Genomic DNA, 14,862 nt, shown 5'->3' with positions numbered 1-14,862 from the left:
GTGGTCACGGCGGCGGCTGGCCGATGGCTTCGTGGCCGAGCCGGGCGGGGGCAGGACGCGCGCACGGGCGCGCGCTCTGGCGTGCGGACAGCCGCACCGAGGGCGCCGCGTCATGGGCGGCGAGGAAGGCCGCGACAGCCGCGGGCCAGCCGAAGCCCTCGGCTCGCGCGCGGGCGGCCGCGCGGCGGTCCCGCTCCGCGCGAGCCAGGACGCGTTCGACGGCGTCGGCGAACGCGCCGCCGTCGTCAGCGGCGCTCTCACCCGCCGCGCCGACGATGCCCGGCAGCGCGGACGAGGCGCTGACGACGACGGGTGTGCCGCAGGCGAGTGCCTCCAGCGCGGCGAGACCGAAGGTCTCCACCGGGCCGGGCGCGAGCACCACATCGGCGCTCGCCTGGAGTGCTGTGAGTGCCGCCCGGTCGGCGACATGCCCCAGGAACGTCACCGGCAGCCTCCGCGCGCGGGCGGTCTCCGCGAGCCGGAGGTGCAGCGGCCCGTCCCCCGCCACGACGAGCGCGGCGCGCACGCCCCGCCGCCTGAGCTCGGCCAGCGCGTCGAGAGCGCGGCCCGGCCGTTTCTCCGGCGACAACCGGGAACACATCACGAGCAGTGCCGTCGCGCCATCGGCGTGGCCTGCTCGCAAAGCGGCGCTGTACGAGGCGGGGTGGCAGCGTTCGAGATCGACGCCGAGGGGGGCTCGTACGACATTGCGCGCGCCGATCCTGAGGAACTCGCGCGCCGCCCACTCCGTGGTGCACAGCACCCGCGAGTACGCCAGCGCGGTGCGGGAGTTGAGCCGGTCGGCGGCGTGGCGTGCGGCGCTCCGAGGTACGCCCCAGGCGCGCAGCACGCCGTCGGCGCTCTCGTGGGAGACCATCACCGAGGGCACGCGGGCGCGCCTTGCCCACTCCCCCGTCCAGCGCAGGCTGGTGCGGTCGGAGACCTCAAGCCGGTCGGGGGAGAGCTGTTCGAGCAGCCGGGTCAGGGCCCGTCGGCCGGTCAGTACGCGGTAGCCGCCGGTGCCGGGGAGTCCGGGGCCGGGGACGGTGATGACCCGGCCCTGCGCCGTGTGCTCGTCCGAGGCCCGCTCGCCGGGGATGACCAGCACGGGCTCGTGGCCCGCGGCCCGGTATCCGGCGCCCAGTTCGCGCAGCGCGGTGCGCAGCCCGCCGGAGGTGGGGGTGACGAAGTTGGCGAGCCGGACGATGCGCAGCGCGCCGGTACCCGCTCCGGTGCCCGCCGCCGTGCCCGGACCAGCGTCCGCACCGGCGTTCGGCGCGTCGCAGGGCTCGTGTTCCGCCTCCCGCGCGGCTGAGTGGCCCTCGTGCTCCACCGGTTGCCCGCAGCCGACCCGGTGACCGTGGCCGTGGACATGACTGTGGCTGGTGCTCGGGCTGCGGCTGTGGCTTGTCATGCCGCCCTGCCTTCGATGATGCGCCCGGCGCGTTCGGCGAGCACCTCGGCGTAGTGGTCGAGCAGCAGGTCGCCCACGGCCGCCCAGGTGCGGCCCGCCACACTGATCCGCCCGGCCCGGCCGAGCTCGGCACGCAGCCGGGGATTGTCCGCCAGCAGGGTGACGGCGTCCCGTACGGCGGTCGCGTCATCCGGCGGTACGAGGAGGCCGGTGCGGCCGTGCGCGATGAGATCGACCGGCCCGCCGACCGCGGGGGCGATCACCGCTACGCCGCTGGCCTGCGCTTCCTGCACGGTCTGGCAGAACGTCTCCTGGGGTCCGGTGTGCGCGAAGACATCGAGGGAGGCGAACACGCGGGACAGCTCGGTGCCGGTACGGCGGCCGAGGAACCGAGCGCCTGGCAGCGCCGAACGCAGCCCGTGCTCGCTCGGCCCGTCGCCCACGATGACCAGTCGCACCCCGGGCAGCGCGCAGACCTCGGCGAGCAGGTCGACCCGCTTCTCGGGAGCGAGGCGGCCGACGTAGCCGACGAGGAGTTCCCCGCCGGGCGCGAGCGTGCGGCGCAGCTCGGCGTCGCGCCACGCGGGCCGGAAACGCCCGGTATCCACGCCGCGCGGCCACAGCGCTATCCGGGGCACCCCGTGCGCGGCCAGGTCGTCGGCGGCGGCGGTGGACGGGGCGAGGGTGCGGTCGGCCGCGGCGTGCACGGCCCGGATACGGCGCCACGCTGTGGCCTCTCCGGTGCCCAGGTAGGTGCGGGCGTAGCCGCCGATGTCGGTCTGGTAGACGGCGACGGCGGGGACGCGCAGCCGCGCCGCGGCGGCCATGCCCCGCACGCCGAGGATGAACGGGCTGGCGAGGTGGACGAGATCGGCGCGGTGGGCGGCCAGGGTGGCGGCCACCCGGCGGCTCGGCAGGGCCACACGCACCTGGGAGTAGCCGGGCAGTGGCACGGAGGGCACGCGGACGACGGGGTACGGGTGGGTCCCGTCGGCGTCGGCCGGGCAGTCGTGCGCTCCGGCGGGGGCGATGACGAGGGGGTCGTGACCGCGCCGGGCGAGGTGCCGGGCGGTCTGCAGGGCGCAGTGGGACACGCCGTTGATGTCGGGCGGGAAGGACTCGGTGACGATGGCGACACGCATACCGGTGTTGTCGGCGTGCGGAACGTGACCCCGGCCAAGTGGATCTTTCGGCGCGAGGAACGTCCCATGAGCGTTCGCCCCTGGCCAGTGCGGGTTCAGCACTGCCGGGCGGATCTGTCCGGATAACGGCCAGGACTCTCGCGGGAGGCACGGGAGGCGACGGTGTCCCCTCCGCACGGAGCCGCGGCCGGGCGGCGGCTGCCGGTCATCTCGTACGGGGCACGTGAGACACCCGGTGGCGAGGCGGACACGCGAGGGGCCCGCCGCCGGCGTTACGCGGCCGTGTGCGGCCCTGGCACGCCCTGGCCTCCCCCGTGGACCGCCCGGGGCTCGGGCCGGGTGAGGGCCCGGCGCAAAGGCTTCGGGGCGCCCTACAGCGCTGCGGTGTCCGGGTCGATGCGGCTGCGTACGGCGGTTTGCACCTCGGCCTCCTCGGCCGGGTCCGTGGCGAGTTTTCTGAGCTGGTCGACCACGCGCGCGTCGGCGGTGGCGGCGTGGCGGGCGGCGAGCTCCCGAGTGGTCTCCTCGCAGTCCCACAGGCACTCCACCGCGAAACCCGCCGCGAAGGTGGGGTCGGTGGCCGCCAGCGCCCGGGCCGCCCGGCCGCGGAGCTGGGACGAGGAGGTCTCGCGGTAGATGTGGCGCAGCACGGGCGCCGCGCAGCCGATGGTCAGGCGGCCCGCACCGTCCACGAGGTCCCAGAGGACGCCCGCGTCGGGCCCGTCTGTGCGGACGGCCCGCCGCAGTGCGCTCAGGATGAGCGGGGCGTCGTGCTGTCCACCGCGGCAGGCGAGCAAGGCGGCCGCCGCGCCACCGAGGGCGTCGTCCCTGTGGACCCAGCCACGGGCCCTGGCGAGTGCGGCGTCGCTGCGCATGCGTTCGAAGGCGCTGATCGCCGCTTCGGCCACGAGCACCGACGGGGCGGCGGCCCCGGCCTCGATGAGGGCCAGCGCCTCGGGGGCGTGCTGCTCGGCGAGGTAGCGCAGCGCGGTGGCGCGCGCCGCTTCCGGACCTTCCGCGGCGGCCTCGGTGATCGCTGGGCGGTCCTCCGGCCCGGCGACGGCGGTCAGGCAGCGCGTCGCCGCGATGTGCCGGTGCTGGGTGGGGTGCTGGTCGAGGCCCTGCTGGGCCCAGTCGAGGACTTCCCGGACGCTCCAGCCCGGCCGGGGTCCGGTCGGCCGCAGCTGCCGCTGCCAGCGGTCGAAGCAGCCGTCCTCCAGGGCGGTGCGCACCCGGGCGGCGTTGCCGGGCTCGGACTCGTCTTCGGCCCACAGCCGCCAGGGGCGCGGCTCGAAGGCGTCACGCGCGGTGACGGCCAGTGCCGCCTCGCCCGCCGCGGTGCGCGGGAAACGGGCGAGGACGAGCCCGCTGAGGGCGCGCAGCCCGCTGTCGTCGTCGCGCAGGGCCAGCTCGTCCAGGGCCCACTGCCAGTTGCCGCCGGTGGCGGCGTACCGGCGCAGCAGGTGCAGGGCGTCGTCCCGGCCGTACGAGGCGAGGTGGCCGAGGACCGCGAGGGCGAGCCCCGTGCGCTCCTCGGAGGTGTCGAGGAGGTCGTCGGGGTGGAAGAGGTGTTGTTCGATCTCTTCAAGTCCGGCGTCGAGCTCCATGCAGAGCCGGGCGTAGTAGAGGGAGCGGTTCTCCGCCTGCCAGTCACGGCGGGGATCGCGCAGCACGCACTGGTGCAGTGCGGCGAGCGCCTCGGCCCGCGGCGCCGCGAGGGCGTGCAGGGTCCCGTCACCGCGGCCTCGCTGAAGGAGACCGAGGAGGGTGCCACTGGGCGCTATGTCTGGATCGAACATGGGGTCAGCATCCGGTGCGGGGAGTTCGGCTGGCAACGGGATTTCCGTCGACCGGCATTCTTGCCGGTGTCCACGGTCGGTATGCCTGATGAACGGCAGAGATCGCGGTGTTCCGAGCGGCCGCAGCCTACCCGGAAGGATATGTTCCGCCCAGCTGCGCCCGGCATATCCCCATGAGGCCGGTGGCATATGTCAGGTGCACCACCGTATCGGGTATGGCCAATCCCCTTACGGGTCGTCGCAGCCTGTGCAACAGTCGTAACCGGCCCTTCCGTCCAACTGGTCGCGCCGCGCCTGTATCGGAGTACGTCATGCCGTCCCCTCTTTTCGCGGATCATCCCGCCCCCCAGCCACCTGAGCGTGGTGTGCTCGACGCGCTCATTTCGCAGACGCGAAGGCTGCGCGGCGGGGTCGACGCGGTACGACGTGATTCCACCATCGAGGACGAACAGCCGGAAGACCCGCGGACGCGGTGGCAGCGCGCGCTGTGCGATCTCGCCGTGCACCACCTCGACGACCTCGGGGAGCACCTCGGCCAGCTCCGTGAGGGGCTGCCGGCCGACCCCGTGGAGGCGGCGCCGCCGCGCGATCGGCTGCCCGCCGCCCCTCCCGAGCAGGAGCGCGGCTCGCTGCTGAGCCGCGTGGGCAGCGCCGAGTGGGACCTGCTGACGGACGAGGTCACCTGGTCCGCCGAGCTGTACCAGATCTTCGGCCGGAAGCCCGCCGACGGCGGCCTGTCCCTTGACGAGCTGCCGTCCTGGGTCCACAGCGAGGATCAGGCGTCGCTCACCTCGATGGTCACGGACTGCCTGGTGGACGGGCGGCCGATCAACGGGGAGTTCCGCATCACGCGCGCCGACGGCGATGAGCGCACGGTGCACATGATGGGTGAGCCCGTCCTCGACACCGACGGCAGCACCGCCTCCATGTGGGCCGTGCTGCGCGACGTCAGCGAGCTGCGCCGCACCCAGCAGGCCGTGAGCGAGAGCCGGGACTCGTTGCAGCGCCAACGGCACATCGCGCAGACCGAGCACCGGCTGGCGGTCGAGCTACAGGAGGCTGTCCTTCCGCCCTGGCGCGGCTCGCTGCGGCTCCCGCGCTCCGGTGGCGAGACAGCGCTCGACCTCGCCGCTCACTACCTGCCCTCCGCCACCAGCGCGCTGATCGGGGGCGACTGGTACGACGCGCTGCACCTGCCCGACGGGCGCACACTGCTCAGCGTCGGCGACCTCACCGGCCATGGCGTGGCCGCCACCTCCGGCATGGCGACACTGCTGGGCGCGCTGCGCGGCATGGCGGTCGCCGGAGTGGAGCCGGGCGCGCTGATGGGCTTCCTCAACCAGATGCTCGACACCTCGGCGCAGCCCGCCCTGGGCAGCGCCGTCTGCGGGATCTACGACCCGCGCGCCCGCACCCTCACCTGGTCGCAGGCAGGCCACCCCGCCCCGCTGCTGTTCCGCGGCGGGACGGGGCGCGCGCTGCGCCCGCCGGAGGGCGTCCTGCTCGGCGCCACCTCCGGAGCGGCGTACGGGCAGCGCACGGAGCCACTGGAGCCCGGCGACCTGCTCGTCCTCCACACCGACGGGCTCGCACCGCGCAGTGCCCAGGCCGACTCCCTCACGGGCAGCGAGCGGCTGCTGTCGCTGGCCCCCCGGTTCGCGGTGGCCCGCAGCGCACAGGAATGCGTACGGAGCGCGATCGAGGAATTCGGCGATGAGCAGCGCGAGGACGACGCGTGCGTACTCGTCGTCAGAATCGACCCCGGTCTCTGAGGTCTCTGAGAGGTCTCTGACGGACCGTCTGTGGCATTGTGCTGTAACACAGGTGCTGTAAACACAGGTGCTGTGACACGGTGTGCTGTGAGGCAGACGGTGTGCTGTGAGACGGTGACGCCGCGTCCGTGAGACTCCTTCTGTGACGCTCTGTGGCTTCTGTGACGCCCCGTCTGTGACCGCACGCTCGGTGACCGCATGCTCGGTGACGCGCGGCCGCTGACTCCCAGGCCCGTCGGGATCTCGCCGAGGCCCGGGGTCACGCCATGGCGCTTCGCCCCAGGCCGCCGCCCGGGGCCCGCTTCGGCATCGCCTGCTCGATCTCCTGCCGCAGCTCCCTGATGGTGGCGTGCTGGGAGTACTGGCCGGTCAGCCGGTACATCTCACGCAGCCGGTCCCAGGTGCGATGGGAGGACGTCTCGCCGATGGATACCAGTGCGAGCCGGGCGTAGCTGTCCGCCTGCTCCGGCTCGTCATCGATGAAGCAGGCCGAAGCCAGCGAGATGTAGTCGAAGATCTTCGACCGCTGGCGTCCGCCGACCCGTAGCCGCAGGGCCTCCTTGGCGTGCTGCTGGGCCACGACCGCGGCCCCCGGGTCGTGTTCGGCGAGCGTGCGGTACGCCAGGGCCTGCATACCGTGCAGGTCGGCCTCGTCGAACATCTGCATCCAGCTCGGCGGCGGCACATCGCTCTTGTCGGAGACGAACAGCTCCTCCGCCTCGCCCAGGGTGCGGCGCATCGCCTGCCCGCGTCCCATGGACGCCTGGGCCCATGCCTCGATGGTCTGCAACATGGCCCGGGTGCGGGGCAAGGTCTCCTCACCGGACCCGGACTTGGCCAGCTTCATCAGGTCCAGCGCGTCATCGGGCCGCCCCAGGTGCACCATCTGGCGGGCGGCCCTGGACAGCGCCTCACCGGCGCGGGGGCGGTCGCCGCCCTCGCGGGCGGCGTGCGCGGCGATCACGAAATACTTCTGGGCGGTGGGCTCCAGGCCCACGTCGTGCGACATCCACCCGGCGAGCACCGCCAGGTTGGCCGCCACCCCCCACAGCCTGCGCTGCAAATGGTCGGGATGGTGGTAGGCGAGCATGCCGCCGACCTCGTTGAGCTGGCCCACCACCGCCTTGCGCTGGAGCCCGCCGCCACGGGACGCGTCCCATGCGCGGAAGACCTCGACGGAGCGCTCAAGAGCGTCGATCTCGGCCGAGCCCACGGGGGCGGCGTCATAGCGGTCGTAACTGGCGTATTCGGCGGACAGCGGGTTGTCGGTACGGGGCGCGTCGGATGCGAGGGCCGGGTCGGTGTGCAGCCAGTCGTACATGGCGCTGCTGAGTGCGGAGCCCGCGGCGAGCGCGGCTCCTGCTCCCACCAGGCTGCGTCGGTTGAACATGAGGTCCATTCCCGTGAATTCGGTGAGGACCGCAGCCGTCCGTTCAGGCGCCCAGGGCACTCCCTCATGGGACTGCCCTTTCCCCACGCGTCCTTGGCGGCCGAAACCGAGATCCTCGATGGTCACGACACGACCGAGTCGCTCGGTGAACAGGGCGGCCAACACCTTGGGCACGGGATCACGCGGTGTCTCACCGGTGTCGATCCAACGCCGAACCCGCGAGGTGTCCGTCGCCAGCTGGGGGTGGCCCATGGCCGCCGCCTGCCGGTTCACGAGTCTCGCGAGTTCCCCCTTGGACCAGCCGGTGAGGCCGAACAGGTCCGCAAGACGGGTATTGGGTTCCCTCGTCACGTCAAGCCCCCAGGTTCCTCGGCTGTGTTGACAGTAACGGCCGGTGAGGGGCCTTGCGAGCATTCGCCAGGGTTCGCCAGGGTCCGCCAGATGGTGTGCCACCCGCGTACGGGTGTCCTGTAGGAACGCGCCACCCTCCCTCGGTCCACGGGGGGTCTCAGGGCGGTCTGCGGGCCCGGTCCCATCCGGTCGTCCGCCGACCACCCGACCGACCTCCCACCGGCTGAGGGGTCCAGCCCGGCAGGCGGAACGCATTCCCCAGGGTGCGTTCTCCTACCGGGTCTGGGCGGCGCGCATTTGCCGGCACACGAAGGGATCTGTCTCACCCATGTACACAGCATCGTCCTCCGTGTCCGCCCCCGTCAGGCCGTACCGCCAGCAAAGCGGCGGCGCCCCCTACCTCGATCCCAGCCACGGCGGGCGGGCGCGGCGCGCCCAGGGGCTCAGCCCCCAGCCCGTCAGCGGAAGGCTCGACCTGTCAGGCCCACAGGGCGCGCGGCTGCGCGCGGCCATCACCGCGGTGCACCGGGTGTGCCCCGAGTTCAACCCCGTCCAGGTGCTGCGCCGCGGCGGACGCTCTGTCCTGATCATGGGGACGACCGGGCGCAGTACAGCGATCGCCAAGTGCCTGCTGGACCACTCGCCCGCCTGGGCGGAACGGTTCAGGCACGAGATAAGCGCATATCGGGCCTTCGTGCGCCACCGCCCGCCGGTGCGCGTGCCCAGGCTCATCGCTGCCGACCCGGACAACTGCACGCTGGTCATCGAGCGGATGCCGGGCCGGGTCGCGACGCTCCAGCGGCATCCGGTCGACGCGCTGCCGCGTACGGACGTGCGGAGCGCGCTGGCGGCCATCTGCCGGGTCAACGCGTGGCGGCCACCAGCCGGGCTGTTCGACGCGCCGATCGACTACGCCGCGCGGCTCGCCCGCTATCACGAGCTGGGCCTGCTCACCGACCGGGACATGGGCGATCTGCAGAAGTTGCTGCACGGCATCGCGCACGCTCCCGGGCGGCAGAGCCAGACGCAGTTCTGCCACGGTGAGGCGGTGCTGTCGAACATCCTGTTCGCGCCGTCGGGAGCCACGCTGGTGGACTGGGACCACGCGGGCTGGTATCTCGCGGGCTACGACCTGGCGACCCTGTGGGTGGTGCTCGGAGCCGACGCCCAGGCGGCACGGCGTCAGATCAGCCAGCTCGCGCAGGCGGCGGGGCCCGCGGCGCGCGACGCCTTCCTGGTGAACCTCATGCTCGTGCTGACGCGCGAGATCCGGATGTACGAGACGGCCGTGCAACGCACCATGCGCGACCCCGCTCCGGTGGCTCCGGGCGAGGTCGGCGCGGGGGCCGGAGAACAGCAGCGGCTGCTCCTGCGGCGGCTGCACGACGACTGCGCCCTCGCCCGCGGCGCCGTGCGGGCCGCCGTCGGCACCCGCTGATCCGTTACGCCGACGCCTTCGTGCACCGGCGCCTTCGGCGGAGGGATCGCGCCGGGTCCGCGGTGCGCCACCGGTCTGTACCGATGGCGTGCGGCAGATGAGTCAGCCCGTGTCGGGAAACATCCCGGCACGGGCTTTGACAAGCGAACTCCGCTATCCAGGCGACGCGTTGAGACTCGCTTACCGACATGATTGACGGAACGTCCGACAACGGATACCTCTAGGTGGGTTCAGCCCCGCACGCCCGATCGCACACGCCCGCCACACCCGCGCGGCGTGCCACGGTACGGCCCAGCTGGAGGAGGCTGCATTGCGAGGTTCCGCCGAGGAACAAGCGAGAACGCGTGTCCGAAGAAGCAGCCGCCGCAGGCCGTCGCCGCGTGCGATGGGCGCGATCGCGTCCGTGGCCCTGCTGCTCCCGCTGCTGTCGTCGGCTCCGTCCGCGACGGCCGGTCAGCCGGAGAGCACCGCTCTGCAGCGGGCGTTCGCCGACGCGTCGCAGCGCTATCACGTCCCGCAGAGCGTGCTGCTCGGCGTGTCGTATCTGGAGTCCCGCTGGGACGGCCACCGCGGTGCGCCGAGCGTCACCGGCGGCTACGGTCCGATGCACCTGACCGACGCCTCGACGGCGCTGGCCGAGGCGCCCCACCACTCCCACGGCGCCGAGGACGCGCGCGGCGACACCTCACGACCGCGCGAGACCGCCGGGCACCCGGCGCCGGAAGCGCCTGACCCCGAGCGGCTCCCGGCTCGGCTGCGCACCCTGGAGCAGGCGAAACGGCTGACCGGCATCCCCGCAGACGACCTGCGGGACAGCGCCACGGCCAATGTGCGCGGCGGGGCGGCGCTGCTGGCCGCCACGCAGAAACGTCTCGGCTTGCCGCTGAGCGATGATCCGGCCCAGTGGTACGCGGCGGTCGCGGGCTATTCGGGCGCCGAGGACGCGGCGTCCTCCGAGGTCTTCGCCCGTGAGGTGTACGACGTACTGCGCACGGGCCAGCGGCGCACCACCGACGCCGGTCAGCGGGTCACCCTCGAAGGCCGTCCGGACCTGCGGCCCGAGACCGCGCAGCTGCGCCGGCTCGGTCTGCCCAAGGGCTCGTCGGCCGGGGACGTCGAGTGCCCGTCGAGCGTGGCGTGCGAGTCCGTCCCCGCCCCGTACGAGGATCTCGGAAACGGCGACTACGGCAACCACGACAAGGGGGACCGGCCGAAGTCCCAGCAGATCGACTACATCATCATCCACGACACCGAGGGGTCCTGGGAGACCGCGCTCAAGCTGGTGCAGGACCCGACGTATGTGTCCTGGCACTACACCCTGCGCTCCTCGGACGGGCATATCGCGCAGCATGTGCCGACCAAGGACGTCGGCTGGCACGCGGGCAACTGGTATGTGAACGCCAAGTCGGTCGGGCTTGAGCACGAGGGCTTCCTCGCCGCGCCCGACGCCTGGTACACGGAGGCCATGTACCGCACGTCCGCGCGGCTGGTGAAGTACCTGGCGCAGAAGTACGACATCCCGCTGGACCGGCAGCACATCCTCGGCCACGACAACGTTCCCGGCACGGTCACCTCCACCGTCAGGGGCATGCACACCGACCCCGGCCCGTACTGGGACTGGGCGCACTACTTCGAGCTGTTGGGCGCGCCCTTCCACCGCACGGCGGGACCGGGCGGCGGTCTGGTGACCATCCGTCCCGACTACGGCAAGCACCAGCCGGTGTACACGGGCTGCGAGAAGCCGGGGCAGGCGTGCGCGCCGCACGGCTCGGGTGCCGTACGGCTGCACACCGCGCCCAGTGCGGACGCCCCGCTGGTGAAGGACATCGGCCTGCGTCCCGACGGCTCCGACTCGACGACCGGCGTCAACGACACGGGCGCCCGCGCGTCGACCGGGCAGCGGTACGCGGTCGCAGGACGCGACGGCGACTGGACGGCCGTGTGGTATCTCGGGCAGAAGGCGTGGTTCCACAACCCGGCCAAGCAGCCGACAGCGGTGCCCGGCAAGGGCCTGGTGGTGACGCCGAAGGCGGGCGCGAGCGAGATTCCCGTGTACGGCAGGGCCTATCCGGAGAAGGAGGCGTACCCGGAGGGGGTGCCGGTCCAGGCGGTCTCGCCGCTGTCGTACAAGTTCCTGGAGGGGCAGCGCTACGCGGGCGGGCTGCTGACCCGGGGCGAGTATCTGTGGGCGGCGACCTACGACCCGGCCGGTCACAAGGTGGTGCGCGGGAAGGACGCGTACTACCAGATCCAGTTCGGGCACCGGGTGGCGTTCGTGCGGGCAGCCGATGTGGAGGTGCGGCCCTCCCGCAAGTGAGCGAGCCGGTGGACCGCGCTTCCGGGCGCGGCACGGCACGGCGAACGGCTCCCGGCGCGCGCGACGCGCCGGGAGCCGTTCCCGGTCGGTCGGGAGACCAGGGGCAGTCCGTGGACGACGAGGAGGCGCCGGGCCCGGGCTGTCAGAGGGCTTCAGCCCTGCTGGAACAGCTCCGCGGGCAGCGGCTTGAGCAGCCGGTACAGGTCGTCGGTGATGGGCCGGTCCCAGCTGGCGATGGTGACCAGCACCCCGTCGTTGCGGTCGAACTGCACACAGGAGATGCGGCTCTCGGAGAGCTTGACGCGGCGCACGATGAGGAGGTTGTCGTCGTGCATCACAGGGTTGTCCTCGGAGCCCACGACCTCGACCGGCTCGTCGTTGCCGAGCGCGTCGAGCAGCTGCGTCACCTCGAACGGCACGCCCTCCTCGACCTCACGCACGGGTGAACCCTCGGGCAGGTTTCCGATGATCATCGCGGGGCCACGGCCGCCGAACAGGTCGTAGCGCAGGAAGACTCCCTGGCAGCTGCCGTCCGGCGCGGGCAGCAGTCCGGCGCCGAGATCGCCAGGCCAGTCGCCCGGGTCCATGGCGAGGACGTCGAAGTCCGGCCCAATGGGCGTGGCGGCGCTGCGGCGGCGGAGAAACGACATGAGGACATGGTACGTGCCCGGTGCAGCCGGGCGTGGCGCCGGGCGACGCCTGGACACGAGTGCGGAGCCCGGCCACTGCTAGGGGGGCGCACGGCGCGCCGTGCGCGGGCGGCTCCGCTCGCGCGTGCCCCCGAGTCCGGCGACACGCCCCGACCCCGTACCCGTTGCCCGCCGCTGTCTCCCCTGGTCCCCGCTAGTCCCCGCGGCCGGTCCCGGCCCGAGCAGCACTACCTTGCGGCGCAAGGCTGTCGTCGACTACCTTGCACCACATGACAAAGGCGGCTTCCCCGGACTCCTCGGGCGACCAGCGCCGCAGTCAGCTGCTGCGCGGAACCCTCGACCTGTGCCTGCTCTCCCTCATCGCCGAGCGGCCCCGTTACGGCTACGAGTTCGTCGAAGCGCTGGCCGGCAGCGGGCTTGAGCTGGTGAGCGAGGGCAGCATCTACCCGCTCCTCGCCCGCATGGAGCGGGCGGGAACCGTGGACACCTTCCGCGCCCCGTCCGCCACGGGCGGGCCGCCACGCAAGTACTACCGGCTGACCGAAGCCGGACAGGCCGAGCTGACCACCGGCCGCACCGCCTGGCGGGACTTCGCCCACGCCGTCGGCCGGATTCTGAGCACCGGAGAACAAGAACAACCCACGGGGGAATCATGACCACGAAGGAACGCGTCCTGGCCGTCTGCCGGACCAACTGGGAGTTCCGCGGCATCGACGACGCCACAGTGCGGGACATGCTCGATGAGCTGGGGGGACATCTCGACGAGGCCACGGCCGCCGGTCGCACGCCCACGGATGTCGTCGGCGGCGATGTGCCCCGGTTCGCCGCGTCGTGGGCACGGGAGCGGCAGCCGCTGGGCCGCCGCGTGCTGCGCATGGTGTGCCTCATCCCGCTGGCCGCGTCCGGGATACCGCTCCTCCTCCACCTGGTGCGGTGGACCACGGTGGTGGAGTTCACGGGCACGCTGGCCGCGATCCTCGTGGCCAGCGCCGCCGTCGAGGTGATGTGGGAGCTGCGCCGGGGCACGCTCGGCTTGCTCGCCGGCTGGGGGCTGTCGGTGGTGGTGGGCCTTCCGGCGGCGCTCGCGGCGTACCTCCTGTGGGGTGACGGCGTCGTGCTGCGGTGGCCGTTGTGGGCCTCGTTGCTGCTGGCGCTGCCGGGGCTGCCGTTCGCCCTCGCGGACGTCAGGCACGCGCGTAAGGCGCGCGCGTGACCGGGACGCTGAACCTGTGGCGGGCGGGCCTTGGCACCGTTCCCGATGAGGTGTGGTCGCGTACGGAGCTGCGGGTGCTGATCCTGGCGGACAACGGGCTGCGTTCGCTGCCGCCCGCCCTGGGGCGGCTGCGGCAGCTGCACACGCTCGACCTCGGTCACAACGAACTGTCCGCCGTCCCCGACGAACTGGGCGACCTCGACGGTCTGAGCCGGTATCTGTATCTGCATGACAACCGGCTCACGCGGCTGCCGCGCTCCCTGGTCCGGTTGCGCGACCTCGCCTACCTCAACGTCGGGGAGAATCCGCTGGGGCGGCTGCCCGAGGAGCTGGGGAGCATGTCCGGTCTTGTGGAACTGCGGGCCCAGCGAGCCGAGTTGACCGAGCTGCCTGCTTCGGCAGGGCGGCTTGCCGCTCTGCGGGAACTGTGGCTGCGCGGCAACCACCTGACGCGCCTGCCCGCGACCCTGAGCGGTCTGACCCAGCTGCGCACTCTGGAACTGCGGGACAACGCGCTCGGCGCGGTGCCCGAGCCGCTACGGGCGCTGCCGCGCCTGCGCCAACTGGACCTGCGGAGCAACCAGCTGCGGGAGCTGCCCGACTGGCTCGCCGGACTGCCGTCGCTGGAGAAGCTCGACCTGCGCTGGAACGGGTTCGCCGACCTGCGCGACGAGCCGCCCGCCCTGCGGTCGCTGCGCGAGCGGGGATGCGCCGTCCTCACGTAGGAGATGCCCTGTCGCGGGCGGTGCTCGCGGCCCCTGCGGGCGCGCTCCACCCAAGGTGGTCACGACGTCTACGTGGTGACCACGCGGGTCATCCGGCGGCTGACCGTGGCGGACGGCGGCGAGCTGCCCAAGCCGCTGAGACGTCTCGGGCAGCTCGTACCGGCGTCACGCGCGGACGGGCTCACCCAGCGTGCGCGCCAGGCGCCGGCACCCGGCGAGGACGTCGGGTGAGGCCACCGGGCGTGGGCGTCAGGTCAGGTCGAACTCGCCGTCGCGGGCGCCAAGAACGAACGCGCGCCACTCAGCCGGGGTGAACACGAGCGACGGGCCCTCCGGGTTGCGGCCGTCACGCATCGCGATGTAGCCCTCGATGAAGGCGATCTGGACATCACCCGTCCCCTGGCTGCTCGACTGCCAATCGGCGGTACTGAGGTCGAGTTGCGGCTTTTTGCCACCTACCAGCGTCTGTTCAGTGGTGCTGTCGGCCACGTCCGTACTCCTCCCGGTTCGTCATCCGCGCCCAGACTATCCATCGTCTCCGGTGCCGCACAGGCCGCGACCGAAATGCCTGGGCGGAATCGGGGGGTGGCCCGATGAGTCCGCCAACGGAGCGCAGAAAGCGGTCAGAACCAGCCATCGCCTGGCACTGCG

At 72.7% G+C, this 14,862-nt stretch carries 13 protein-coding genes; 7 read left to right on the top strand and 6 right to left on the bottom strand.

Annotated features, from left to right (window positions below; genetic code table 11):
• Window positions 1–4: 4 nt before the first annotated feature.
• The 3 genes from AC5P1B_RS07560 to AC5P1B_RS07550 form a co-directional block, all read right to left on the bottom strand.
• On the bottom strand, window positions 5–1,414 hold the full coding sequence (locus AC5P1B_RS07560; protein WP_493885769.1) for a glycosyltransferase: 1,410 nt from the start codon (window positions 1,412–1,414) through the stop codon (window positions 5–7).
• Entirely contained in the window at window positions 1,411–2,556 is a 1,146-nt protein-coding gene (locus AC5P1B_RS07555) for a glycosyltransferase family 4 protein (protein WP_493885768.1), read from the bottom strand. The genes AC5P1B_RS07560 and AC5P1B_RS07555 overlap by 4 nt, the downstream gene beginning before the upstream one ends.
• A 371-nt stretch (window positions 2,557–2,927) precedes the next feature.
• A complete protein-coding gene (locus tag AC5P1B_RS07550; protein WP_493885767.1) occupies window positions 2,928–4,355 on the bottom strand; it encodes a HEAT repeat domain-containing protein in 1,428 nt (475 codons plus the stop codon).
• 311 nt (window positions 4,356–4,666) lie between these two features.
• On the opposite strand from AC5P1B_RS07550, the gene AC5P1B_RS07545 reads away from it, so the two are divergent.
• A complete protein-coding gene (locus AC5P1B_RS07545; protein ID WP_493885766.1) occupies window positions 4,667–6,127 on the top strand; it encodes a PP2C family protein-serine/threonine phosphatase in 1,461 nt (486 codons plus the stop codon).
• Window positions 6,128–6,386: 259 nt separating this feature from the next.
• On the opposite strand, the gene AC5P1B_RS07540 is transcribed toward AC5P1B_RS07545, so the two are convergent.
• The gene (locus tag AC5P1B_RS07540; RefSeq protein ID WP_493885765.1) at window positions 6,387–7,868 is read right to left on the bottom strand and encodes a DNA-binding protein NsdB; all 1,482 of its coding nucleotides are present in this window, start codon (window positions 7,866–7,868) and stop codon (window positions 6,387–6,389) included.
• 328 nt (window positions 7,869–8,196) lie between these two features.
• Between AC5P1B_RS07540 and AC5P1B_RS07535 the strand changes: the two genes are divergently transcribed.
• Window positions 8,197–9,306 carry an aminoglycoside phosphotransferase family protein gene (locus tag AC5P1B_RS07535; protein WP_493885764.1) on the top strand — a complete coding sequence of 370 codons (1,110 nt, stop codon included), beginning with the start codon at window positions 8,197–8,199 and terminating at the stop codon, window positions 9,304–9,306.
• Between the two features lie 310 nt (window positions 9,307–9,616).
• Window positions 9,617–11,623 carry an N-acetylmuramoyl-L-alanine amidase gene (locus AC5P1B_RS07530; RefSeq protein ID WP_493885763.1) on the top strand — a complete coding sequence of 669 codons (2,007 nt, stop codon included), beginning with the start codon at window positions 9,617–9,619 and terminating at the stop codon, window positions 11,621–11,623.
• Window positions 11,624–11,775: 152 nt separating this feature from the next.
• On the opposite strand, the gene AC5P1B_RS07525 is transcribed toward AC5P1B_RS07530, so the two are convergent.
• A complete protein-coding gene (locus AC5P1B_RS07525; protein ID WP_493885762.1) occupies window positions 11,776–12,273 on the bottom strand; it encodes a hypothetical protein in 498 nt (165 codons plus the stop codon).
• A 269-nt stretch (window positions 12,274–12,542) separates the two neighbouring features.
• On the opposite strand from AC5P1B_RS07525, the gene AC5P1B_RS07520 reads away from it, so the two are divergent.
• From AC5P1B_RS07520 to AC5P1B_RS07505, 4 genes are all read left to right on the top strand, one after another.
• On the top strand, window positions 12,543–12,929 hold the full coding sequence (locus tag AC5P1B_RS07520) for a PadR family transcriptional regulator (protein WP_493885761.1): 387 nt from the start codon (window positions 12,543–12,545) through the stop codon (window positions 12,927–12,929).
• Window positions 12,926–13,486 carry a hypothetical protein gene (locus AC5P1B_RS07515; RefSeq protein ID WP_493885760.1) on the top strand — a complete coding sequence of 187 codons (561 nt, stop codon included), beginning with the start codon at window positions 12,926–12,928 and terminating at the stop codon, window positions 13,484–13,486. The genes AC5P1B_RS07520 and AC5P1B_RS07515 overlap by 4 nt, the downstream gene beginning before the upstream one ends.
• A complete protein-coding gene (locus AC5P1B_RS07510) occupies window positions 13,483–14,211 on the top strand; it encodes a leucine-rich repeat domain-containing protein (protein WP_493885759.1) in 729 nt (242 codons plus the stop codon). Before AC5P1B_RS07515 ends, AC5P1B_RS07510 begins: the two co-directional genes overlap by 4 nt.
• Before the next feature lie 72 nt (window positions 14,212–14,283).
• Complete coding sequence (locus tag AC5P1B_RS07505; RefSeq protein WP_493885758.1) at window positions 14,284–14,442, top strand: hypothetical protein; 159 nt, start codon at window positions 14,284–14,286, stop codon at window positions 14,440–14,442.
• Between the two features lie 18 nt (window positions 14,443–14,460).
• Here the strand turns inward: AC5P1B_RS07505 and AC5P1B_RS07500 are convergent, their stop codons facing one another.
• Window positions 14,461–14,700 carry a DUF397 domain-containing protein gene (locus AC5P1B_RS07500; protein ID WP_493885757.1) on the bottom strand — a complete coding sequence of 80 codons (240 nt, stop codon included), beginning with the start codon at window positions 14,698–14,700 and terminating at the stop codon, window positions 14,461–14,463.
• Window positions 14,701–14,862 lie beyond the last annotated feature (162 nt).

It is taken from the genome of Streptomyces sp. A01 (genome assembly GCF_059026195.1).
This window is presented reverse-complemented; position numbering and strand designations above follow the sequence as displayed.

Bases quoted from the DNA above. Each gene is read 5' to 3' on its own strand.
- AC5P1B_RS07560 (WP_493885769.1), bottom strand. From the start codon at position 1,414: ATGACAAGCCACAGCCGCAGCCCGAGCACCAGCCACAGTCATGTCCAC.
- AC5P1B_RS07555 (WP_493885768.1), bottom strand. From the start codon at position 2,556: ATGCGTGTCGCCATCGTCACCGAGTCCTTCCCGCCCGACATCAACGGC.
- AC5P1B_RS07550 (WP_493885767.1), bottom strand. From the start codon at position 4,355: ATGTTCGATCCAGACATAGCGCCCAGTGGCACCCTCCTCGGTCTCCTT.
- AC5P1B_RS07545 (WP_493885766.1), top strand. From the start codon at position 4,667: ATGCCGTCCCCTCTTTTCGCGGATCATCCCGCCCCCCAGCCACCTGAG.
- AC5P1B_RS07535 (WP_493885764.1), top strand. From the start codon at position 8,197: ATGTACACAGCATCGTCCTCCGTGTCCGCCCCCGTCAGGCCGTACCGC.
- AC5P1B_RS07525 (WP_493885762.1), bottom strand. From the start codon at position 12,273: ATGTCGTTTCTCCGCCGCCGCAGCGCCGCCACGCCCATTGGGCCGGAC.
- AC5P1B_RS07520 (WP_493885761.1), top strand. From the start codon at position 12,543: ATGACAAAGGCGGCTTCCCCGGACTCCTCGGGCGACCAGCGCCGCAGT.
- AC5P1B_RS07515 (WP_493885760.1), top strand. From the start codon at position 12,926: ATGACCACGAAGGAACGCGTCCTGGCCGTCTGCCGGACCAACTGGGAG.